At 65.1% G+C, this 21,280-nt stretch carries 18 protein-coding genes; 7 read left to right on the top strand and 11 right to left on the bottom strand.

All coding sequences use genetic code 11. The features are described from left to right. Positions 1 to 3: 3 nt before the first annotated feature. Positions 4 to 1,167, top strand: coding sequence for a CaiB/BaiF CoA transferase family protein (locus LDO41_RS19020; RefSeq protein ID WP_223991021.1), 1,164 nt, complete (start codon positions 4 to 6; stop codon positions 1,165 to 1,167). A gap of 6 nt (positions 1,168 to 1,173) precedes the next feature. Here the strand turns inward: LDO41_RS19020 and LDO41_RS19015 are convergent, their stop codons facing one another. Beyond that, positions 1,174 to 2,073, bottom strand: a complete 900-nt coding sequence (locus LDO41_RS19015) for a glutamate/aspartate ABC transporter substrate-binding protein (protein ID WP_223991019.1) — start codon at positions 2,071 to 2,073, stop codon at positions 1,174 to 1,176. Between the two features lie 267 nt (positions 2,074 to 2,340). Between LDO41_RS19015 and ybaL the strand changes: the two genes are divergently transcribed. Next, a complete protein-coding gene (gene ybaL / locus LDO41_RS19010; RefSeq protein WP_223991017.1) occupies positions 2,341 to 4,074 on the top strand; it encodes a YbaL family putative K(+) efflux transporter in 1,734 nt (577 codons plus the stop codon). A gap of 175 nt (positions 4,075 to 4,249) precedes the next feature. On the opposite strand, the gene LDO41_RS34225 is transcribed toward ybaL, so the two are convergent. Then, positions 4,250 to 5,863, bottom strand: a complete 1,614-nt coding sequence (locus tag LDO41_RS34225; RefSeq protein WP_290370897.1) for a methyl-accepting chemotaxis protein — start codon at positions 5,861 to 5,863, stop codon at positions 4,250 to 4,252. A gap of 63 nt (positions 5,864 to 5,926) precedes the next feature. Continuing rightward, a complete protein-coding gene (locus LDO41_RS18995) occupies positions 5,927 to 7,078 on the bottom strand; it encodes a patatin-like phospholipase family protein (RefSeq protein ID WP_223991015.1) in 1,152 nt (383 codons plus the stop codon). Positions 7,079 to 7,366: 288 nt separating this feature from the next. On the opposite strand from LDO41_RS18995, the gene LDO41_RS18990 reads away from it, so the two are divergent. Beyond that, positions 7,367 to 8,308 (top strand): AEC family transporter, encoded by a 942-nt coding sequence (locus LDO41_RS18990; protein ID WP_223991013.1) that lies wholly within the window; start codon positions 7,367 to 7,369, stop codon positions 8,306 to 8,308. A 78-nt stretch (positions 8,309 to 8,386) separates the two neighbouring features. Here the strand turns inward: LDO41_RS18990 and LDO41_RS18985 are convergent, their stop codons facing one another. The 7 genes from LDO41_RS18985 to LDO41_RS18955 form a co-directional block, all read right to left on the bottom strand. After that, positions 8,387 to 9,106, bottom strand: a complete 720-nt coding sequence (locus tag LDO41_RS18985; protein ID WP_223991010.1) for an SDR family NAD(P)-dependent oxidoreductase — start codon at positions 9,104 to 9,106, stop codon at positions 8,387 to 8,389. A 150-nt stretch (positions 9,107 to 9,256) separates the two neighbouring features. After that, positions 9,257 to 10,195 (bottom strand): phosphatidate cytidylyltransferase, encoded by a 939-nt coding sequence (locus LDO41_RS18980; protein ID WP_223991008.1) that lies wholly within the window; start codon positions 10,193 to 10,195, stop codon positions 9,257 to 9,259. A gap of 5 nt (positions 10,196 to 10,200) precedes the next feature. Next, a complete protein-coding gene (locus LDO41_RS18975; RefSeq protein ID WP_223991007.1) occupies positions 10,201 to 10,857 on the bottom strand; it encodes a lysophospholipid acyltransferase family protein in 657 nt (218 codons plus the stop codon). Positions 10,858 to 10,885: 28 nt separating this feature from the next. Beyond that, complete coding sequence (locus tag LDO41_RS18970) at positions 10,886 to 11,383, bottom strand: hypothetical protein (RefSeq protein ID WP_223991005.1); 498 nt, start codon at positions 11,381 to 11,383, stop codon at positions 10,886 to 10,888. After that, complete coding sequence (locus tag LDO41_RS18965; RefSeq protein ID WP_223991414.1) at positions 11,370 to 12,719, bottom strand: phosphatase PAP2/dual specificity phosphatase family protein; 1,350 nt, start codon at positions 12,717 to 12,719, stop codon at positions 11,370 to 11,372. Before LDO41_RS18965 ends, LDO41_RS18970 begins: the two co-directional genes overlap by 14 nt. Further along, the gene (locus LDO41_RS18960; protein ID WP_223991003.1) at positions 12,719 to 14,524 is read right to left on the bottom strand and encodes a bifunctional alpha/beta hydrolase/class I SAM-dependent methyltransferase; all 1,806 of its coding nucleotides are present in this window, start codon (positions 14,522 to 14,524) and stop codon (positions 12,719 to 12,721) included. The genes LDO41_RS18965 and LDO41_RS18960 overlap by 1 nt, the downstream gene beginning before the upstream one ends. 6 nt (positions 14,525 to 14,530) lie before the next feature. Beyond that, positions 14,531 to 15,178 carry a CDP-alcohol phosphatidyltransferase family protein gene (locus tag LDO41_RS18955; RefSeq protein WP_223991001.1) on the bottom strand — a complete coding sequence of 216 codons (648 nt, stop codon included), beginning with the start codon at positions 15,176 to 15,178 and terminating at the stop codon, positions 14,531 to 14,533. 242 nt (positions 15,179 to 15,420) lie between these two features. Between LDO41_RS18955 and LDO41_RS18950 the strand changes: the two genes are divergently transcribed. From LDO41_RS18950 to LDO41_RS18935, 4 genes are all read left to right on the top strand, one after another. After that, on the top strand, positions 15,421 to 17,340 hold the full coding sequence (locus LDO41_RS18950; protein WP_223990999.1) for a kelch repeat-containing protein: 1,920 nt from the start codon (positions 15,421 to 15,423) through the stop codon (positions 17,338 to 17,340). A 152-nt stretch (positions 17,341 to 17,492) separates the two neighbouring features. Beyond that, complete coding sequence (locus LDO41_RS18945; protein ID WP_223990997.1) at positions 17,493 to 18,959, top strand: ATPase domain-containing protein; 1,467 nt, start codon at positions 17,493 to 17,495, stop codon at positions 18,957 to 18,959. Positions 18,960 to 18,963: 4 nt separating this feature from the next. Continuing rightward, on the top strand, positions 18,964 to 19,365 hold the full coding sequence (locus LDO41_RS18940) for a response regulator (protein WP_223990995.1): 402 nt from the start codon (positions 18,964 to 18,966) through the stop codon (positions 19,363 to 19,365). Then, complete coding sequence (locus LDO41_RS18935) at positions 19,362 to 20,297, top strand: LysR family transcriptional regulator (protein ID WP_223990993.1); 936 nt, start codon at positions 19,362 to 19,364, stop codon at positions 20,295 to 20,297. The genes LDO41_RS18940 and LDO41_RS18935 overlap by 4 nt, the downstream gene beginning before the upstream one ends. Here the strand turns inward: LDO41_RS18935 and LDO41_RS18930 are convergent. Then, a complete protein-coding gene (locus LDO41_RS18930) occupies positions 20,225 to 21,190 on the bottom strand; it encodes a LysR substrate-binding domain-containing protein (RefSeq protein WP_223990991.1) in 966 nt (321 codons plus the stop codon). The two genes, LDO41_RS18935 and LDO41_RS18930, sit on opposite strands and share 73 nt — an antisense overlap. Between the last annotated feature and the right edge of the window lie 90 nt (positions 21,191 to 21,280).

The raw sequence follows: 21,280 nt of genomic DNA, 5'->3' as shown, positions 1-21,280 counted from the left end.
TTCATGACGCAGGACACGCATCTCCCCCTCGCCGGCATCACCGTCGTCGACCTCACGCGGGTGCTCGCCGGCCCGTACTGCACGATGATGCTTGCCGACCTCGGCGCGCGCGTGATCAAGATCGAGAACCCCGACGGCGGTGACGACTCGCGCCAGGTCGGCCCGTTCGTCGATGGCGAGTCCGCGTACTTCGCCTCGATCAACCGCAACAAGCAGTCGATCGCGCTCGACCTCAAGCGCCCCGAGGATCGCGCGGTGCTCGACCGCATGCTCGAGACCGCCGATGTGCTGGTGGAGAACTTCCGCGCGGGCGTCATGGCGCGGCTCGGCTATACGTGGGAGGCGCTGCATGCGCGCCATCCGCGGCTGGTGTTCGCGTCGATCTCGGGGTTTGGCCAGACCGGTCCCTATCGCAATCGCCCTGCCTACGACATGGTGGTGCAGGCGATGGGCGGGCTGATGAGCGTCACCGGCGAAGCGGGCGGCAATCCCGCGCGCGTGGGCGTGTCGATTGGCGATATCGGCGCGGGGCTCTACGCGACCATCGGCATTCAGGCCGCGTTGCTCAAGCGCGCGCAGAGTGGCGTGGGCGAGCGCGTCGATATCTCGATGCTCGATTGCCAGGTGGCGTTACTGGAAAATCCGATCGCGCGTTATTCGGCCACCGGCAGTGTGCCCAGGCCGCTCGGCACGCGGCATCCATCGATCACGCCATTCGACATGTTTGCCACTGGCGATGGCTTTATCGTGATCGCGGTCGGCAACGACACGCTGTTCGGCAAGCTGTGCGAGGCGCTCGATCGCCCCGCATGGGTACGCGATGCGCGCTTTATCAACGTGCCGGCGCGTAACGAGCATCACGTGGCGCTCAAGGCCGTGCTCGAGGAGCGGCTGATGCAGGACACTACCGCGCACTGGGAAACGATTCTGGAAGCCGCGGGCGTGCCGCATGGCCCGCTCAACGGCGTGCCGCAGATTCTCGACGACCCGCATGTGGCCGCGCGCGAGATGCTGCTCGATATCGGCATCGGCGCGGCGCGCACGCTGCGCGTGGCGGGCAATCCGGTCAAGGTGGGCGAGTCACCGGCATTGCGCGGGGTGCGCAACCCGCCGGCGCTCGATCAGGACCGGGAGGCGTTGTTGCGCGAATTCGGCAACAACGCCTGAAAGACATCAGTCCAGCGCCTTGTCGTTCGGCGTCTTGAACAGTGCCTTCATATCTTCCGACAGCGGGAAGTCCAGGTTCAGGCCCTTGGGCGGTACCGCTGCCTGGAACCACTTGGTGTACATCGTCTTGATCTCGCCGTCCTTCATCAGGCCCGCGATGACGTTGTCCGACAGCTTCTTGAACGGCGCATCGTCCTTGCGCAGCATGCAGCCATAGGCCTCACGCGACTGCGGCTTGCCGACGACGATCCAGTCGTTCATGTTGCGGGCCTTGGCGCGCTCCCCGAACAGCAGCGCATCGTCCATCATGAACGCCACGGCACGGCCGGACTCCAGCGTCAGGAACGACTGACCGTGGTCCTTGGTGCTGATGATGTTCATGCCCATCTGCTGCTCGTCGTTCATCTTGCGCAGCAGGCGCTCGGACGTGGTGCCAGCGGTCGTCACCACATTCTTGCCCTTGAGGTCGGCCCAGTCCTTGATGCCGCTGCTCTTGTTCACCAGCATGCGCGTGCCGATGATGAAGATGGTGTTGGTGAACGACACCTGCTTCTGGCGGTCCAGGTTATTGGTGGTCGAGCCGCACTCGATGTCGATCGTCCCGTTCTGCAGCAGCGTGATGCGGTTCTGCGCGGTGATCGGGATTTCCTTGACCTGCAGCGTCGGCAGCTTCAGTTGCTCCTTGATGGCTTCCACGATCTTCGTGTTGATATCGTAGGAGTAACCGACCTGGCGCACGCCGCCGAGGTTGTAGTTGAACGGAATGGACGAATCCCGCACGCCCAGCGTGATGACACCCGTGTCTTTGATCTTCTGCAGCGTGCCCGTGAGCGGCTCGGCGGCTTGTGCGGCGCCGCTCAGGATACCTGCCGCGACCATCAGGCTAGCTAGCTTGGCGAAACTCATTACTTCTCCTTGACCTTGAGGGGAAGTCGTTACACTGCAAGAGCGATGCCTGAAATATGCACCACGGCAGGGCTGAATGCCTGCGTCGGGTGCATGCCTGGACGGTCGGCCATAACCCTCGGTGAGCGGCTTATCGCGGGCTTTCGCCATTCATGCGATACCATGTGGCTTGCGCAAACGCGATCCGCCAAGCGCGACGCCCTTCTCAAATCCTGATGAAAGCCGGCGCCTCGCCCGTTTTCAGCCCGCTCGAAACATGCCCGCTGAATGGACCACAATATCTCCCTGATCACCACGCTCGCAGCCGGATTCGGTATCGCACTGATTCTCGGGTTCATCGCTGAGCGCCTCAAAGTACCGGCTCTCGTCGGTTATCTGCTGGCCGGCATCATCATCGGCCCGGCTACGCCGGGCTTCGTCGCCGACGTCAACCTCGCCTCACAACTATCCGAGATCGGCGTCATGCTGCTGATGTTCGGCGTGGGCCTGCATTTTTCGTTACGCGACCTGCTGGCCGTCAAACGGATTGCCGTACCCGGTGCCGTGGCGCAGATGGCGCTGGCCACCGTGCTCGGCATGGGCGTGGCGTGGTGGTGGGGCTGGGACTGGGGCGCGGGGCTGATCTTCGGCCTGTCGCTGTCCTGCGCGAGCACGGTGGTACTGCTCAAGGCGCTGGAGACGCGCGGCGTGCTGGAAAGCATGAACGGACGCATCGCGGTGGGCTGGCTCGTGGTGGAAGATCTCGCCACGGTGCTGGTGCTGGTGTTGCTGCCGCCGCTGGCCGGCGTGCTGGGCGGCTCCGCGGCGGGCGCGCTGGGCACCGCCGGCGCGGCCGACGATGGCAGCGGCGGCGCGTTGTGGCTCACGATCGGCAAGACGCTGCTGCAGGTGGCGGCCTTCGTCGCGGTGATGCTGGTGGCCGGTCGACGGATTCTGCCGTGGCTGTTGTGGCAGGTGGCACGCACGGGTTCGCGCGAGTTGTTCACGCTGTCTGTCGTCGCTTCGGCGATCGGTATCGCCTACGGCGCGGCCGCGCTGTTCAGCGTGTCGTTCGCGCTCGGCGCGTTCTTCTCGGGCATGGTCATGCGCGAGTCCGAGTTCAGCCATCGCGCGGCCGAGGAATCGCTGCCACTGCGCGACGCGTTCTCGGTGCTGTTCTTCGTCTCGGTCGGCATGCTGTTCGACCCGCATATCCTGATCGCGGAGCCGCTGCATGTGCTCGGCGTGGTGCTGATCATCATCTTCGGCAAGTCGATCGCGGCGCTGGCACTGGTGCTCGCGTTCCGCTATCCGCTCAATACCGCGCTGACGGTCTCGGCGAGTCTGGCGCAGATCGGTGAGTTCTCGTTCATCCTGGCCGGGCTGGGGCTGTCGCTCAAGCTGCTGCCACAGGAGGGCATGAGCCTCGTGCTGGCTGGCGCCCTGATCTCGATTGCGCTGAACCCGTTGCTGTTCGCCTGCATCGAGCCACTGCGGCGCTGGATTCTCGACCGTTCCGAATTTGCGCGCAAGCTGGAGCAGCGTGAGGATCCGTATGCGGAACTGCCGATGACCACCGAGCGCAAGTACCTCGAAGGTCAGGTGGTACTGGTCGGCTACGGCCGCGTCGGCCGCCGCATTGCCGCCGCGCTCGAGTCGAGCGGGGTGCCGTACGTGGTGGCCGAACAGAATCGTGAACTGGTGGAGAGCCTGCGCAAGCGCGGCATCGCCGCGGTGTCCGGCGATGCGGTGGACCCGGCGGTACTGATCCAGGCGCATATCGCCAACGCGGCGCTGCTGGTGGTGGCCACGGCCAATCCGCTCGACGTGCGTCAGATGGCCAACATCGCGCGCGCGCTCAACCCGACTATCGAGATCGTGCTGCGCACGCACAGCGAGGAAGAATCCGCGCTGCTCAACAAGGAAGGCATCGGCAAGGTGTTCTTCGGCGAAGAGGAACTGGCCAAGGGCATGTCGGGCCATGTGCTGGCCCGCTTCGCACCACGCGCGCATGCGGCTTGAGTACGCAGTGGTGGCCGACCGCAGTGGCCGCGCCCGCGCGCTACCGGTTTGCTCCCCTCTCCCTTGAGGGAGAGGGGCCGGGGGTGAGGGTGAAAGGTTAATTCACCCATTGTTGTCTCCCCTCTCCCTCGGGGAGAGGGGCCGGGGGTGAGGGCCCCCGGCGTCTCAAGCAACCTCAGGCAATCGCCAACCGCCGCCCCTGCCAAGATCCAGCCTCCGGCGCAGCCGAAGCACGATAGCCCTCCCCACCCTCGACTCGAAACGCCGACACCGCGCCATCCAGCGTCGCCGCCTGCTCCTCCAGCGAGTGCGACGCCGCCGCGGCCTCCTCCACCAGGGCCGCGTTCTCCTGCGTCATGCCCTCCATCTGATTGATCGCCTCGTTCACCTGCTCGATACCGCGGCTCTGCTCGTCAGACGCCGAAGCAATCTCGCCAATCAGATCGTTCACCCGTCGGATCGCGCGCTTCACATCGTTCATGGTCTGTCCCGCCTGCGTGGCCTGCACCGAGCCCTCGCGCACCGACGACACCGACTCGTCGATCAACCCCTTGATCTCCTTCGCCGCCGCGGACGACCGCTGCGCGAGGCTACGCACCTCGCCCGCCACCACCGCAAAGCCTCGTCCCTGCTCGCCCGCGCGCGCGGCTTCCACCGCCGCGTTCAGCGCCAGGATGTTGGTCTGGAACGCAATACCCTCGATCAGCGTCGTGATCTCGGCAATCTTGGCCGAGCCCCCATGCAGATCTTCCATCGTATGCACGAGGCGATCGACCACGGTCACACCGGCTTCAGCCACATCATTGGCCTCGAGCGCCAGCGTGTTGGCCTCGCGCGCATGGTCCGCGTTCTGACGCACCGTGACCGTCAGCTCCGTCATGCTCGATGCCGTTTCCTCGAGCGAGGCCGCCTGCTGCGCCGTGCGCGACGACAGGTCGGCATTGCCGCTAGCGATCTGACGTGACGCCGTGCTGACCGACGACGTCGACTGCAACACCAGCGTCATTGCCTCGCGAATGCGACCGATGAGCTCGTTGAAAGCATGTGCCGCGTGGCCAATCTCATCCATCCGCGCCACCGGTGCGCGCACCGACAGGTCGAGCGTATCGTTCACCTGCTCGATCGACGCCCGCATGCCGTCCAGCCCGCGACGCACCACGCGGCACAGCAGCCCGCCAAACACAAACGCCACAATCGCCGCCAGGATCGATCCGCCCACCACATTGGCCACCGCCCACTGGTAAGCCTCGGTATTGTCGGCCACCTGCATACCCGCGATCTTCGTGTTGTAGTCCACATGATCGTTGATGGCCTGACGCAGTTGCGCCGCGCCCTTGTCGAGCGCGCCACCCGGCGACAGCACCTGCCGCGCCGCCTCGATATCGTTGGCATTGGACGCCGCATAGAACGGCACCAGCGCCGTGCGGTACGCCTGCATGCCCGCGCGATCGGCCTCGAGCATCTTGCGATCGGCCTCATCCTTGATGTCGTTCTGCTCGTAGTCACGCAGGGCCGCATCGAAGCGCCCCACCGCGCCTTCGATTACCTTGTCGAGCTGCGCCTTGGCCTGCGGGTCGGACAACACGAGGTGGCGATAGCCAAACACGCGCATATCGGCCACCGCGCCCTTGGCGGCGTCGAGGTCCTTGAAGCTCGGCAGCACCTTGGACTGGAGGTACAACAGCCGCTCCTGCGAGCGATGAATCTGCCAGAGTGCGCAGGCATTGACGCCCGACAGCACAAGCGCGATCAGGACGAGCGTCAGGACGATACGTTTGACGATGGTCATTGGAATCCTGGAGTAGTAATGGAAAGTTGAGCGTGCCGGCGCGGCTGTATCGCCGCGCTCCTGTCACGCGGTCTGTAGCGGCGCTGCGGCGCCGGCGTCGGCGCGTGGCAGCACATTGGGAACGGGTTGCGCGGAGGGCTGCCGCAGCAGTGCCCCATGCTCTTCGCAGAAGGCCATGCCGGCCGCATGGCCGATCTCGAACAGCTTGCGCAGGTTCGAGCGCGACCAATCGGTGACCTCCGGCCAGTGCTCGGCCGGTATGCCCCCCATCAGATCGACCTTGAGCAGATTGCGCTTCGGCTGACCGGTCACGGCATCGCGGTTGTGCTCGAGCTCGAACAAGCGCACGTCCTGACGCGCAAGCGCGACCAGCGGCGTGATGATCGACTGCACCCACGCGTCATAGAGCCCGCGCGGCTTGCGAATCAGCTTCTCGGAGCCGAGGATGTCGAAGATCACGAGCGTGTCGAGATCGCGATGCAGGCCCGGCGCGTTATCGCTATCGGACACCAGCGCACCGAAGTTCACCGGCTGGATCGCCGCGCCTTCGATGTAGTCGTCGTCGCCGATGCGATATGGCGGGTAGATAAACGGAAACGCGAAGGCCGCGCGGATATGATCGGGCGTGATGTCGTCCTTGCCCCAGATCTCCATGCGCGACTGCGTCACGTTGTACGCATTGATATAGAAGTGCCTGTTGCCCTCGCGCAGCGCGTCGAAGTCGATCGCCTCTTCGGCAAACGGCAGATGCGCGCACAGGCCCAGGCTTTTCGGCGTGAGGCTGCTCGGCGACAGGCTCGCGAGCATCAGCCGCATCCAGTCCGCCTGCATCCCGTTGTGGCTATCGGCGCCGAAGGCATCGAAGAACGGGCGTGTCCATGGCATCGCCGCGAGCCATTGCCGATAGACATCGGCGGTGTCGCCCGGCTTCATGAACACCTTGTAGTTGACCGGGAAATGCCGATAGATCTCGTCGGCGACGCCGGCTTCCATCCAGCGTTCCAGCGCCGCGCGTCGGTCACCGCCGCGTGGCACGGTATAAAGCAGGCCCATCAGGGCCCCGGCGCCCGCTGTGGAAATGACATCGAATTCGATGCCGTGATCGAGGAATGCCGCTAATGCGCCGGCAATCAGAGTGGAATTCGGCGCCCCGCCGCCAATCAACAACGCCTTCCTGGCCCCGCTGGTCGCGGGACGCAATGCTGCATCGCTCATGTTCTCGGCCTCTTGTTGTGCAGGCTGCCCCGTCGGCTGCCCACCGTGCCGTCTCCTCCCTTTCTTGGCGCCCCGCTATGGCGCCGACTCTTTCCCCGGATAACGGCATGTAACCGCTCCGCCCACATCCGTCGTTGGTGGGGTGTCGCTATCGTCACCCGCGTCATCAGCGCGACACAATGTGCCGCATGCCCCAAAGTGGTTCAAACATGGCAAAGGTGGCGACAATGTAGCGACGTCAATACAATGCACGACTTCATTCGTTTCGCACGCCGCGCCGCCTTATCGATGGACCTTACCCAGCTGATCCTGCCCATGTTCGCCATTGTTCTTGCGGGCTGGGCGCTCGCGGCCATGGGCGTGATCTCGCAGCGCGTCGGCGAAGGCTTGTCGGAATATGTGTTCGCGGTGGCGGTGCCCGCGCTGATCGTGCAGACCATGGCGCAGCCGAACGAAGGCGCCGCCATCCACGTTGGCTATTGGGTCGCGTACTTTGGTGGCTGCGCGCTGGTGTGGGGATTGCTCACGCTGTTCATGCGCTGGCGCGGCATGTCCGCGGGCCAGGCCGCGGTGATCGGCGGCTTTGCTTCAAGCCAGTCCAACACGGTGTTCTTCGGCGTGCCGATCATCCTCGCGGTGTATGGGGATGCGGGCAAGGTGCCGCTGTTCCTGCTGCTGGCCGTGCACCTGCCGATCATGATGACCGCGGCCACCGTGCTGATCGAACGCGCGGATGGCGACACCCCGGGCGGCACCATCGGCGCGCGCCTCGCGGGCGTCGGCAAACGCCTCGCGCGCAACCCGATCGTGCTCGCACTGGTGCTCGGCGCCGTCCTGCGATCGTTACAGATTCCGTTGACCGGTACCGTATCGGCCATCGTCAACGCGTTCGGCGCCACCGCATCGACGTGCGCGCTCTTCTCGCTCGGCGTCTCGATGCATCAATACCGCCTGCGCGACGGACTCGGCGTGGCCGCGCTGATCACGGTCGGCAAGCTCGTGCTGCACCCACTGTTCGTGTGGGTCATCGCGTTCCACGTGTTCGAGATGCCGCCTGCCTATGCCGGCGTGGCCACCATGTTCGCGGCGATGCCGGTTGGCATCAATTCGTACCTGCTGGCGCTGCGCTACCGCGCGGGCGAAGCCGCAGTGTCATCGGCGGTGGTGTTGTCGACGATCGTGTCGAGCGTGACGGTGGCGGCGTGGATCAAGCTGCTGAACTGGCATTGAAAAAAACGGCCATGAAAAAACTCATGGCCGCTGCTTGAAGCACCAACTAGGAAACACCCAAAAAAACTACCTTGCGACTCAGTGGCCGGCGCTTTGGCCGCCGTCCACGTGCAGGATCTCGCCCGTGACGAACGGAGCCGACTCCAGGAACAGCACAGCTTCCACGATGTCGCTCATTTCGCCCATATGGCCAACCGGGTGCAGGCTACCCAGCGCGGCGTGGGTTTCCGGTGCGTGCATCGGCGACTTGATGATGCCGGGGGACACGGCGTTCACGCGGATATTGCGCTTCGCGTACTCGATGGCCAGCGACTTGGTCGCCGAGTTGATGCCGCCCTTGGTCAGCGATGCAAGCACCGAAGGCACACCGTCGATCGCGTGATCGGTCAGGCTGGTGGTGATGCTGACCACGTGGCCCTTGCCCTGCTTTTCCATCTCGGCGATGGCCAGTTGCGTGATGTAGAAGAAGCCAGCCAGGTTCACGCCAACCTTCGTCGTAAAGTCTTCCGCGGTGTAGCCCGTGAACGGCTTGGCGATAAAGATGCCGGCGTTGTTGACCAGCGCGTCCACGCGGCCGAACTTCTCTACGGCGGCGGCCACGGCGCGGCGTGCGGTGTCCGGATCGGCGATATCGCCTGCCACTGCCACGACATCGGCGTCGTCGCCCTGCTTGATGCTGCGTGCGGTGGCGACCACGCGATAACCGCGTTGACGATATCCCTTCACCAGTTCTGCACCGATGCCTTGCGAGGCGCCGGTAATGATGACGACTTTTTGCGTGGATTGCGTTGTGCTCATGATGAACCTCTTCAAATTTGGATTGACCTTGGCGTCTTGCTCGCTGCCAATCGAACCGTCGTGGTCGATGGCGTAAATCTAGGTCAGTCAAAGAGATTCATGAACGGCCCCGCTCCACAAACACTTGTGCGCGGCGGTAACAAATGGGCTTCAGGGCACCCACCAGTACCGCGTCACATGGAAGAAAACCGGCGCCGCGAACACGACGGAGTCCAGCCGATCGAGCATGCCGCCATGCCCCTGGATCATGTGGCCCCAGTCCTTGATACCGCGATCGCGCTTGATCGCCGACATCACCAACCCACCGAAGAAGCCCATCAGCGCAATCACCAGCGCGACAGCACCCGCTTTCAGCGGCGAGCCATACGGCGTGATCCACCACAGCGATGCCCCGAGCGCGGTCGCGCTCAGCACACCGCCGACAAACCCTTCCACGGTCTTCGACGGCGACAGGTTCGGCGCGATCTTGCGTTTGCCGATCAGCTTGCCCCACACGTACTGCAACACATCGCTGCCCTGCACCACGATCACGAGAAAGGCGATCAGCAGCAGGTTGCGCTCCTCGAAGCCCGGAATCGGCAACGTCAGCAGCGCGGGCACATGCGAGATGCAGAACACGCAGATCATCACGGCCCACTGCACGCCCGCGCAGCGTTCGAGAAAGCGCGTGGTCTCCGACGACAGCGCGGCGAGGATCGGCAGGAACAGAAACGCGTAGACCGGGATAAAGATCGAGAACAGCCCATACCAGCCGCTGTAGACCAGCAGGTACTGGCATGGCAGAAAGAAGAAGAACGCCGCCACGATCGCGCGATGATCGCCGCGTCGCGTGGTGGTGATCGTTAAAAACTCGCGCAATGCATAGAACGACAGCATCCAGAACAGGATCACGATGGCAACGCGTCCCATCGCGAACACCACGCCGAGAATGCCGATCATCCACCACCATGCGGAGACCCGCGATGCGAGGTTGTCGATCACGCTGTTGGGCTGCCCCTTCGCCACGCGCCAGCGCAACAGCGACGTCACCAGCGACGCAAAAATCAGCACGCCGAACGCGCCGGCGAACAACAGTTGAGTGTCATGCATGGCGTTCAGTCATCCAGCTCGGGGGCAATCGAGAGCAGCCCGTTACGGCAACGGGCGAGGAATGCGTCCTTCGGCTCGTCCGCCGCCAGTGTCAGCGGCGTGCCGAATGTCACCGTGCATAGCAGCGGCACGGGCACGATCTCGCCCTTTGGCATCACGCGATTCAGGTTATCGATCCACACCGGCACGAACTCGATCGCCGCATCAACCTTCTGCGCATCGCAACTGCGCGCCAGGTGATAGATGCCGCTTTTGAACGGCAGCAGCCGCTCCTCGGTGGTGTTGCGCGTGCCCTCGGGAAAGATGATCAGCGATGATCCCGCCGCCAGTGCCTGCTGCATTTGCGTGACGGGGTCGGCGGCCACGCCATCGCGCCCTCCGGTGCGATCGATCAGCAACGCATGGAACACGTCCCGCCCGATGAAGCGTCGCAGTGGCGACTTGAGCCAGTAGTCGGCGCCCGCCACGGGCCGCGTCGCGGGCCGCAGGTCGGGTGGCAGACTGCCCCAGATCAGCACGAAGTCGCCATGACTGCTGTGGTTGGCAAAGTACACGCGCTGCGTGGCCGCCGGCATGCAGCCGTTCCAGCGCGCCTGCATGCCGGTCAGCAGCCGCGCAAAGCCGATAATCGCGCGCGCCACGAGTCTTGCAATCCAGTTCATGCCGGGAGGATGTCCATAAGGTTGAAAGTCACGTCAGCCGCGCAAACAGGATCAGCATCGCGGCCAGCCACTGCCATGCGGCCAGCGCGGCCGCAAGCTTGAGAAAGCGCCCGGCTCCGCGCGCGCGATCGGCCATTGGCCGTGGCGGACGACTGGTGGCCTCGGCCGGCGAGATCCATCCGAGCGCAATCATCGCGTCATCCATCGCGCGCAGATCGTCGTTGCCATGCATACGCGACAGCGCCAGAAACAGGCCCCGATCGATCTCGATGCGAATCAACAGCACCAGCTGTCCCAGTGCGGCGAGCCCGCACAACGCACCAAGCCATAACCATTGCGAACCCGCAGTCAGCATGATGCCGGCCAGCAGGACATCGACCAGCGCCAGCACTAGCCCCAGGACATTGACTCGCGCCGCCGCGCGCAGCGATGCGCTTGCGGCCTGCGCGAGCCAGCGCGCCTGGTGGTCGACGCTGCGGTCGACGTTGTGGTCGACGTTGCGATCGACGTCTTCAATCGGTGCCATGACGCTGCTCCACAAAAGCCTCCAATGCCGCCACGCTGTCCGGGCCGAGCACCACCGAGGGCCGCGCCTTGCGCAACGCGACCAACGCCTGCGCGGGGCTTAGTCTGCGATGCCGCGCCAGCCAGCATGCCACCACCAGCGCACTGCGCGAATAGCCGAGTGCGCAGCACACCAGCACGGTATGGCCTTCGCGATGCCACGCATCGATCTGGCGCACCGCACGCTGCAACTGAGGCTGCGTCGGCACCGTCAGGTCCAGCACCGGCACGCAGCAATACTCGTCCGATTCGACGCGGCGCGGGAATTCGGCCGTGAGGTCGAGCAACGCATCGGCATCGGCCTGCCGCATCTCGCGGGCACTGGGCAGACGCCCGATCCATACGTTGTCGGCAACATGATCGACCGGCGACTGACCACGCGTCCACCAGCGTGAATTGAGGAATGCGCCGGCCAGATAGGGAGCCAGCAGCCACCACGCCGCCATCGGCAACGCGCCGTCATCGCGCTTGCCAAACCCCTCCGGCCGTCCGCTGCGATAGACCCATGCGACGCACAGCAGTGCGAGCGCGACCCACGTCAGCAGCAGCCATGCCGTCACCGACCACCGCAATGCCGCGAGCGACAGCAGCAGGAACACGCCCGCGCCAACGCCGTAGCGCCCGGCCAGCGCACGCGCACGCGGATCGGGCTGCGCGGGCGCCGCCGCCCGCGCCAGCGGAAACGCGAACACGCACAGCCAGCCCACCAGCCAACCCGTCGGCACATCGATCAGATGGTGTTGGTACGTGGTCAGCACCGAGATGCCGATCAGCGCGAACCACCCATGCAAGACCCAACGCCACCGCGCCGGCACATGCATCGCGTACGCGACCCACAGCACCACCAGCAGACTGATATGCAGCGACGGCGCCTGATTGAACGGCTTGTCGAAACCACCGAGCAGCGTGAACAGGTGTCCGGCCCAGCCATCGGCCGGCGGCCGCTCGAACGAGAACCGCAGCGGAAACGCGATAAAACACACGACCGAGATCACCTGCGCCATCAGCAGCCGCTTGACGTGCGTGAGCAAGCCCGCGCGCGTGCGCCACAGCGCAAACGAGATGCCATACAGCAGATCGATCGACCAGTACGGCAAGATGGTCCACGGTACGAACGGTATCTGCCGCTCCCACGCGTAGTGGAAATACGGCACGTCGGTGCGCATGCTGGCAAGCGTGTTAGCGAGGCCATACGAGCCGAAGAACAGCACGCCCATCCCGGCCAGCAACACGATGGCGAGGCCCCATGGACGACGCGTGGGCACGTCCGCGGTGGCGACAGGCTGGACGCTTGCCATCATGCCGCCTGGGTTGAACTTCCTACGCGCCGCGCCAGGCTGACCGTGAAAATGCCCCACGGATCGATGCGTTGCGCGATTTTCTCGAAGCCCGCCGCGCGCACGAGTTCATCCATCTCGGCCTGCGAGCGCCGGCGCATCACCCACGCCGACCCTGCCCGATGACTGGTCAGCGCGCGCGCAATGAACTCTAGCTGTGGATGCCACGGCTGGCCCGTGTAGACCAGATACCCACCCGGTCGCACGGCACGTGCGAGTCCATCGAGCGAACCCGCCACCATATCGTTATCACCGAACAACTCGTAGAGCCCCGACACGATCGCCAGCGTCGGCGCGGGGTCGATCCCGGCCAGGCTGTCACCTTCGAACGCATCGCCGCGTACGAACCGCGCAATCTGCTCGAGCCCCTTGGCGCGGATCAACGCGCGACCCTGCTCGACGTTGAGCTCGCTGTAGTCGCGCAGCAGGATGCTCTCCACCGCCGCGCCATCGAGATGACCGAGCCGCGACTGCTGCGACGCCAGCGCCTCCAGCACGTAACGGCCATGACCGGCCGCGATATCGACGATGCGCGCCGGTGCGCCCGCCGCATGCAGGCGCGCAATGGCCTCGCCAATCAACTCCTCAACATGCACCTTGCGCTGCCGAATGCCACGCCAGCCGATCGCATCGAGGTAGTTGCGATCCATCACCTTGCCGATGCCCAACCGTCCCGCCGCCTCGTTGCGATAGACGTAATCGAGCGTCGAGCCGGAGTCGAACCCGGTCTCGTGCCCGAGTCTGACGCCCTGTGACAAGGTGCCGCCAAAGCGCAGCCCCGCGCGCGTCATCGCCCAATACACCCCCGCCGGGCTCAGTGGTGCCAGCGGTTGCGCGAGCCGATCGGATTCGTCCTTGAACGCGCCTTCGCGATCCGCGTGGCGCAGCGACACGCGCGCCGAAGGTGTCTCGAACTCGTGCACGATAAATTGCCGCGCAGCGCTCACCGCCCGTGCCCGATCGCGCTCGCCCAGCGTGTCGTGATAGAAGCCATCGAGCACGATCTTCTGCTTGACGCGCGCGCCCAGCCGCTCGAAAAAAGCATCCTGCGGCCCGCGATGGACCACCCAGTCCGCGCCCGAAATCAGCAATTGCGTCGGCACCGTGATCGCTGCGGCATCGGCCACGATACGATCGGCGGCCTCGTAGAGATCAAGCAGGATGTTCACCGCGATCGGGCGTGTGATCAGCGGATCGGTGTCATAGCTCGCGATGCGCTCAGGATCGTGCGTCAGGAATTTCGCCTTGACGTAGCTGTTGACGAAGAACTTGCCGCGCAGTTTGTGCATCAGCTTCAGCCCCGGCCGCGCGAACGGCACGTAGAGCTTGACCTTGAACGCCGGCGAGGCCAGCACCAGCGCGCGCAGAGGCGGCGCATAGTCATGCACCCACGTGGCGGCAAGCACCGCGCCCACGCTCTGCGCCACCACAGCCACGTCCGCTACCGCGATCCCATAGGTCGCGCCGATATGATCGACAAAGGTCTGGATATCGCGCACCGAGGTCGCTAGGCTTGGGCTGTAGCCTCGCTCGCCCGGGTTGCGACCATGCCCGCGCGCATCCCAGGCAAAGAACGCGTGGTTGGGCAGATCGAATTCATCGACGAGGTGGGCGACGCGCCCCGAGTGCTCGTGCCCGCGATGGAACAGCAGCACTGCGCGCTTCGAAGAGGTGGTGTCGACCGCTGGCCAGTATCGATAGAACAGCGTCTGACCATCGTGCGTCTGGAACTGCGATTCAATCGGGATGCGGGGCGTAGGGGCCACGGACACTCACTCCTCGTTGGACGACTCACTGGTGGAAGGTTTGATGCCCGCGCCACGCGCGGCGGTGGCTTCCTGCACGCCACGCTGCACGCGCCGCACGATGGTGACGATGGATAGCAGGCACAGCACGCCCCAGATCCAGCCACCCGCATGACCGGGGCCAAAACCGAGGCCTAGCCACAGGCCCAGCGCGCCAAGCACCAGCGCGCGGTCGCTCTTGCCGAGCGGGCCGTCATAGCGGCGGCTGGCACCGACCATCGGGCCGATCAGCCCCGCGCACTCGACCATCACGGCCAGCACCGCGAACGGCAGTACGCCAGTCCCAAACGGCAGTACGAAGGGAATCACGAGCGCGAGGTCGGACACGATGTCGCCGAGCTCGTTGAGGTAGGCACCGAGCACGCTTTGCTGGTTGTGCTCGCGCGCCAGCATGCCGTCGATCGCGTTCAGCGCCATGCGGATAAATAGCCAGATCGGCATCAGCAGAAAGATGCCCGGCAGCCAGATCAACGCGCCCACCAGCCCGCCGACCAGAATCGATCCCACCATGGCGGCGACGGTGACCTGATTGGCGGTGACCCCGCGCGCGGCCAGCTTCTGCACGAGCGGCCGCAGCCTTGCCTGGAACTTCGGTTTGATCTGATAGAGCGTCATCTTTGCGAATGTTCTTGTTATCGATGCGTCTGTGTCTCGGCGGGTAGCCACCCTGCGGCTGATTGTCTCCCATAAGGGACATGGAAAGCCAGCGTCATACCGTATCGTGACCGGACAAACCCACCCAATCGGGTGTTTGCGGTGCGCTTCTGCGGCGAATTACCGTTATGAGGCGTGATGTTGATGCTACTATCGCGCACGCGCAGTCTGGCGCACATCACAATAAATCACGGGTCAACCTCATGCCTGGTCATCGCTCCACCCTCCAGCGTCTATTCCTGCTGCTGACGTGCTCGATCATCGCGCTGCTCGCCGGCTGCAACGACGATGATGCATTGCAGGCGCCCACCGGCTTGAGCTACGGCATGACGTCCGCCACGTATCAGGTGGGCACCGCGATCGTGGCTAACCGCCCGAGCGCCAGTGGGGGCGCGATCGACGGCTATACAGTCAGCCCGTCGCTGCCAGCCGGCCTCGCGCTCGATGCCGCCACTGGCGTCATCAGCGGCACGCCGACGGTGGTCAGCCCATCGGCCGTCTATACCGTGACCGCGCAGAACACGGCCGGCAGCGCCACCGCGCGCGTGCAGATCGAAGTGCGCGGCGCCGCGGCAGCCCCGGCCACATTGAGCTACCGCGAGGCCACCGTCACCTACACCGTCGGTCAGGCGATTGCCGCCAACACCGCCACCAGCAGCGGCGGCCCGATCAGCGCGTACAGCATCGCGCCGGCGTTGCCGGCGGGCCTCGCGCTCGACGCGCAGACGGGTGCCATCAGCGGGACACCCACCACCGTCACGCCTGCCGCCACCTACACGGTCACTGGCAGCAACGCGGCCGGGTCCATCACCGCGACGCTGCAGATCACCGTGCAGGCGGTCCTGGTGGCGCCGGCGAGCCTCTCCTACGCGACGGCGAGCGCGCTCTATGTCACCAACGAGCCAATCACGCCCAACACGCCGGTGGCAACCGGCGGCGCGATCGCATCGTTCACGGTAGCGCCCGCGCTTCCCACAGGCCTGAGCCTCAATACCACCACCGGGGCGATCACCGGCACGCCCGCTGTGATCCAGACGTCCATCACCTACACGATCACCGGCAGCAACACGGCCGGCAGCGCGCAGGCACAAGTGCGGATCGTCGTGACCTCGCGCGGCACGTGGAGCGCGGTGACACCTGCGCCGATGCCAGTGCCGGTGCACTACTTCACCGCGACGCGCCTCAACGATGGTCGCGTCCTCGTCGCGGGGGGCTTAGGCGCCGGCGGCTATACCGCCGCCGCATGGATCTACGATCCAGTCGCCAACCTGTGGACCTCCGCCAGCGCCATGCTCGCGGCGCGCAGCGGGCACACGGCAACATTGCTGCCCAACGGCAAGGTACTCGTCGCCGGCGGTGAATTCGCCAACGGTATCGCCGTCGCCAGCGCCGAAATCTACGATCCCGTCGTCGGCACATGGACGGCAGCGGGCACCATGACTGACGAGCGCTCAAACCATACCGCCACGCTGCTGGCGAATGGGAAGGTGCTGGTTGCCGGGGGCTATACCGCCCCCGGTGGCACGCTTACCTTCTTCGGCAGCATGGACCTGTTCGATCCAGTGACCAACAGCTGGACCCGAATGACTTCATCGCTCGCGACGCCACGCGCCCAGCATGCCGCGGCACTGCTGCCCGACGGCAACGTGCTGATGATCGGCGGCGTCAACCTCGGCAGCTACGTCAACACGGTCGAGCGCGTTGCCATCGACGGCAGTGGCACGACCACGGAGTCCTTCCCCATTACCGGCAACTTCACCGTTGCCACACGCCTGTCCGACGGCACCATCCTCGTATCGACCGACCGAGCAGGCACGGCCCAGCGCTACAACCCGCTCACATCGACATGGACGGCGAGCACGATGCTCGCGCAGCGCATCATTCCCACCATCACCGCGCTGCTGGATGGTCGCGTGCTCGTGGCGGGCGGCGCCCTCAGCGGCGGCGTGCGCGCGACCTCGACCGAGATCTACAACCCCGATACCAACACCTGGACCGCCGGCAGCCCGATGACTGCGGGCCGCAACGCCGCACAGGCGGTAGTGCTCGCCGATGGCAGCGTGTTGATGATCGGCGGCTTCAACGGCGGCGACGTGGCGACGGTCGAACGCTTCGTGCCCTAGCGCGCTCGCGCTGTCCTCCGGGGCATCGCGGAACTCATCCCGATGCCCCGTCAATCGTCAGTCACCGCCCACTGGTCTACAATGGCGCGCATCGGGAGCCATCGGCCCTTCTCGCCGAACGCACTCTTTACCTGCCGGCAACCTACTGACCTATGACCCACCAACTCGTCCGCGTCCAAAGCGGTGTCTCGGGACTGGACACCATCCTGTGCGGCGGCCTGGTGCAGGGGGCGTCGTATATCGTGCAGGGCAGCCCCGGCGCGGGCAAGACCATCCTTGCCAACCAGTTTGCGTTTCGTCAGGTCCAGGAAGGCGGCCGAGTCCTCTACGCGACACTGCTGGCCGAGTCTCACGACCGGTTGTTCCAGGCGCTCGCGACGTTCGACTTCTACGACAGCGCGGTGGTCGGCCGAGACATCTTCTATATCAGCCTGTTCACGGTCCTGCGCGATGAAGGGTTGCCGGCGCTGGTCAAGGCATTGCGCGCCGAACTCGCGCGCCAGCGATGCACCACGCTGATTCTCGATGGCCTGCTGATCGCGAAAGATCGCGCCGAGTCCGCGCTCGATGTCAAAACCTTCGTCGCCGAACTCCAGAGCCATGCGGCCTTCACAGGCTGCACCGTGCTGTTCCTGACCAGTGCGCGCGTGGACGACGTCAGCCCCGAGCACACCATGGTCGATGGCGTGCTGCAACTCAAGGAAGAGCTCGTCGGCATCCGCACCGTCCGCCTGATTCGGGTATCGAAATCACGCGGTAGCGCGGCACTCGGTGGCTTTCATCAGTACCGGATTTCCAATCACGGCATCGACGTCTATCCGCGGCTCGAAGCGATGCATAGCAAGCCGTCCGACGAGGAAGTGGTCGTGCATGCACGGACGCTCAGTGGTGTCGACGGCTTCGAGGCGATCGCCGGCGGCGGTCTCACCGCCGCGTCGATCTCGCTGCTGCTGGGCCCGGCGGGCAGCGGCAAGACCACGTTCGGCCTGAACTTCCTGAGCCAGGCCACGCCCGAGGCGCCCGCGCTGTACTTCGGCTTCTATGAGTCGCCCAAGCGGCTGCGCGCCAAGGCGCAGGCGCTTGGCATTCCGCTGGAGGCGCTGGAGAAGTCGGGCGCGGTGCATATCGCATGGCATCCGCTGACCGAGAACCTGCTCGACTCGCTCGGCCACCAACTGCTCGACACCGTGCGCGAACGCGGCATCCACCGGCTGTTCGTCGACGGCAACTCGGGCTTCGAGCGCGCGGCGGTGCATCCGGCCCGGCTGATCGAGTTCTACACGGCGCTCGGCAACGAATTGCGCGCACTCGGCGTGACGACCATCGGCACGCTCGAGGTCCGCGACAATTCAGGCCCGTTAGGCCCCCATCCGCTGCCCGACTACTCGAGTCTGATGGACAACCTGGTGTCGTTGCGGCACGCCCCGATCAACGGCGAACTGCGTCGCTTTATCAGCGTCGTCAAGATGCGCGACAGTGCGTTCGACAACGGGCTGCACGAAGTGCAGATCGGTCAGGGTGGCCTGCATGTGCGCAGTCGCATGATGATCACCGCCGATGCGTACGGCGCACAGCAGGCGACGTTCGAGTCCGGCCAGCAATTCTCCGCGCGGACCTGATCCCATGCCAACCGTAGTCGTCATCGATGACGAGACCATGAATGCCGATGCACTGGCGTTCATGCTCTCCACCGAGGGCGTGCGCGTGGTCACGGCGGCCGACGGCATGGAGGGACTGCGCGTGATCGCGGCCGAATCTCCGGACGTAGTGGTGACCGACTTCATGATGCCGGTCATGACCGGCTTCGAACTCGCCAGCGCGTTACGCGCCGATGCCACTCACGCCCATATCCCGTTGATCCTGCTGACCGCCGCGCAGGCGCATATCGGCCGCGAGCATCCCGAGCTGTTCGATGCGGTGCTCGAGAAACCCTGCAAGCCGACCGAGATCATCGCCACCGTACTCGGGTGGATCGGCAAACGCGCAGGCGAGCGCGCTGGTAACCAAGGGGATGGCGCGCCATGATCCTGCCGTCAGGCAGCGCCAATGCGATTCAGCCGATGGAGCTCGGCTTCTTCTCGGCGCTGGTGGCAGCGGGCAGCCTGAGTGCCGCGGCACGCGATCTCGGCGTGTCCACCGCGGCCGTCAGCAAGCGGCTGTCGCAGATGGAAGCGCGGCTCGGCATGCCGCTGGTGGTCCGCACCACCCGACGCATGAGCCTGACGCCCGAGGGCGAAGTGTTGCTCGAACACGCGCGGCGCATCCTCGCCGATATCGACGATCTGCAGCAATTGCTGTCGAACGCGGCGGGACGCCCAAGCGGCCTGCTGCGCGTCAACGCCACGCTGGGCTTTGGCCGCATGCATCTGGCACCGGTAATCGCCGAGTACAGCCGGATGTATCCCGACGTCGATGTGCAACTGCAGCTGTCGGCCGATCCGCCACCCCTCTCGGAAGATGCCTTCGATGTCTGTGTGCGCTTTGGCGAGCCGCCGGACGCGCGCATCATCGCGCGCAAGCTCGCGCCAAATCGCCGGCTGCTCTGCGCCGCTCCCAAATACCTGCGCGAACACGGTGAGCCGCTCACACCGGCCGATCTGCTGCGCCATAACTGCATCGGCATCCGTCAGGGTAGCGATGCCTATGGCATCTGGCGCCTGACGCCGGTAAAGGGCGCGAAATCCCGCACCGAGACCATTCACGTGCGCGGCAACCTGACTACCAATGATGGCGAGATCGCGGTGACGTGGGCGCTCGGCGGTCTCGGCATCGTGATGCGCGCGGAGTGGGACATCGAGCGTTACCTGCGCAGCGGCAGGCTGGTACAGGTGCTGCCCCAGTACGCGACGCCCGAAGCGGACATCTACGCGGTGTATCCGCACCGTCACCGACTCTCGTCACGAATTCGGCTGTTCGTGGACTTCCTTGTGGCGCGCTTCGACCGACTCGGTACGTAGGCTCGCGCGTTAGCCCCCTCCTGCTCCAGCCACGCACGGAACGTCGAGATCAACGGGTCGCCCTCACGGGTCTCGGGCACATAGGTGCAGTAGCTACGCGATGGCAGACGCGGCCCGGCAAACGGCAAGATCAAGCGCCCAGATTCCAGATCGCTGGCGACCAGCGCCGTCGGTCCCACCGCCACCCCTACGCCATCGATGGCCGCCTGAATCGTCAGGTAGAAATGGTCGAGCGTCATCGACGACGCCGGCCGCAGCGCGGGCAAATTCGCCTTGGCGAGCCAGTCCGGCCACAGGCGCGGCAGGCTCGTGGTGTGCAGCAGCGTGTGCCGCTCGAGGTCCACCGGCTCGCGCAGACGACCGCGCCGCTTCAACGCGGGACTGCATACAGGTACGCGCTCCTCCGTCAGGAACGGTCGCATGACGTAGCCATAGAACGTATCGGGCCCGCCACGAACGATCAGGTCATACCCTTCTCGCAGGCTCTCGACCGGCTCGTTCGACGTGTCCATCGTAATCTCGACATCGGGATGCAACGCCCGAAACACAGCAAGCCGCGGCACGAGCCAGCGCAGCGCGAACGTGGCCGATGCATTGATCGAGAGCGCGCGCGGCGCGGCGCGTGGCAGGCCGTAGCGCGCCGTCGATTGCCCCAGATGCGCGAACAGTGGGCCGATGTCATCGAGGTATGCGCGCGCTGCCGCGGTAAGCACCACACTCCGATGCTGCCGCTCGAACAGCGGCGCGCCGAGCCATGCTTCGAGCGCGCGCACCTGCTGGCTCACGGCGCCCTGCGTCACGTGCAGTTCGGTGGCTGCCTCCTTGAAGCTACCAAGGCGCCCCGCCGCTTCGAACGCGCGCAAGGCATTGAGAGGAGGCAGCATCGGCTTCATCGCTTTAGATTTTCTATGTCAAAAGGTCAATTTATCTGGTTTGCGCGGCCGATTCAAGATAGATATTCTGCACGCATCGCAACCTCATTG

Origin of the sequence: Cupriavidus pampae (assembly GCF_914271485.1) — a bacterium.
Taxonomy (GTDB): domain Bacteria; phylum Pseudomonadota; class Gammaproteobacteria; order Burkholderiales; family Burkholderiaceae; genus Cupriavidus; species Cupriavidus pampae.
Note: the sequence above shows the minus strand (reverse complement) of the source record. Positions and strands in the feature narration are given on the sequence as shown.

Bases quoted from the DNA above. Each gene is read 5' to 3' on its own strand.
- LDO41_RS18985 (WP_223991010.1), bottom strand. From the start codon at position 9,106: ATGAGCACAACGCAATCCACGCAAAAAGTCGTCATCATTACCGGCGCC.
- LDO41_RS18940 (WP_223990995.1), top strand. From the start codon at position 18,964: ATGCCAACCGTAGTCGTCATCGATGACGAGACCATGAATGCCGATGCA.
- LDO41_RS18995 (WP_223991015.1), bottom strand. From the start codon at position 7,078: ATGAGCGATGCAGCATTGCGTCCCGCGACCAGCGGGGCCAGGAAGGCG.
- LDO41_RS34225 (WP_290370897.1), bottom strand. From the start codon at position 5,863: ATGACCATCGTCAAACGTATCGTCCTGACGCTCGTCCTGATCGCGCTT.
- LDO41_RS18965 (WP_223991414.1), bottom strand. From the start codon at position 12,719: ATGGCAAGCGTCCAGCCTGTCGCCACCGCGGACGTGCCCACGCGTCGT.
- LDO41_RS19020 (WP_223991021.1), top strand. From the start codon at position 4: ATGACGCAGGACACGCATCTCCCCCTCGCCGGCATCACCGTCGTCGAC.
- LDO41_RS18935 (WP_223990993.1), top strand. From the start codon at position 19,362: ATGATCCTGCCGTCAGGCAGCGCCAATGCGATTCAGCCGATGGAGCTC.
- LDO41_RS18950 (WP_223990999.1), top strand. From the start codon at position 15,421: ATGCCTGGTCATCGCTCCACCCTCCAGCGTCTATTCCTGCTGCTGACG.
- LDO41_RS18970 (WP_223991005.1), bottom strand. From the start codon at position 11,383: ATGGCACCGATTGAAGACGTCGATCGCAACGTCGACCACAACGTCGAC.
- LDO41_RS18930 (WP_223990991.1), bottom strand. From the start codon at position 21,190: ATGAAGCCGATGCTGCCTCCTCTCAATGCCTTGCGCGCGTTCGAAGCG.
- LDO41_RS18980 (WP_223991008.1), bottom strand. From the start codon at position 10,195: ATGCATGACACTCAACTGTTGTTCGCCGGCGCGTTCGGCGTGCTGATT.
- LDO41_RS19015 (WP_223991019.1), bottom strand. From the start codon at position 2,073: ATGAGTTTCGCCAAGCTAGCTAGCCTGATGGTCGCGGCAGGTATCCTG.
- LDO41_RS18955 (WP_223991001.1), bottom strand. From the start codon at position 15,178: ATGACGCTCTATCAGATCAAACCGAAGTTCCAGGCAAGGCTGCGGCCG.
- LDO41_RS18990 (WP_223991013.1), top strand. From the start codon at position 7,367: ATGGACCTTACCCAGCTGATCCTGCCCATGTTCGCCATTGTTCTTGCG.
- ybaL (WP_223991017.1), top strand. From the start codon at position 2,341: ATGGACCACAATATCTCCCTGATCACCACGCTCGCAGCCGGATTCGGT.
- LDO41_RS18975 (WP_223991007.1), bottom strand. From the start codon at position 10,857: ATGAACTGGATTGCAAGACTCGTGGCGCGCGCGATTATCGGCTTTGCG.
- LDO41_RS18945 (WP_223990997.1), top strand. From the start codon at position 17,493: ATGACCCACCAACTCGTCCGCGTCCAAAGCGGTGTCTCGGGACTGGAC.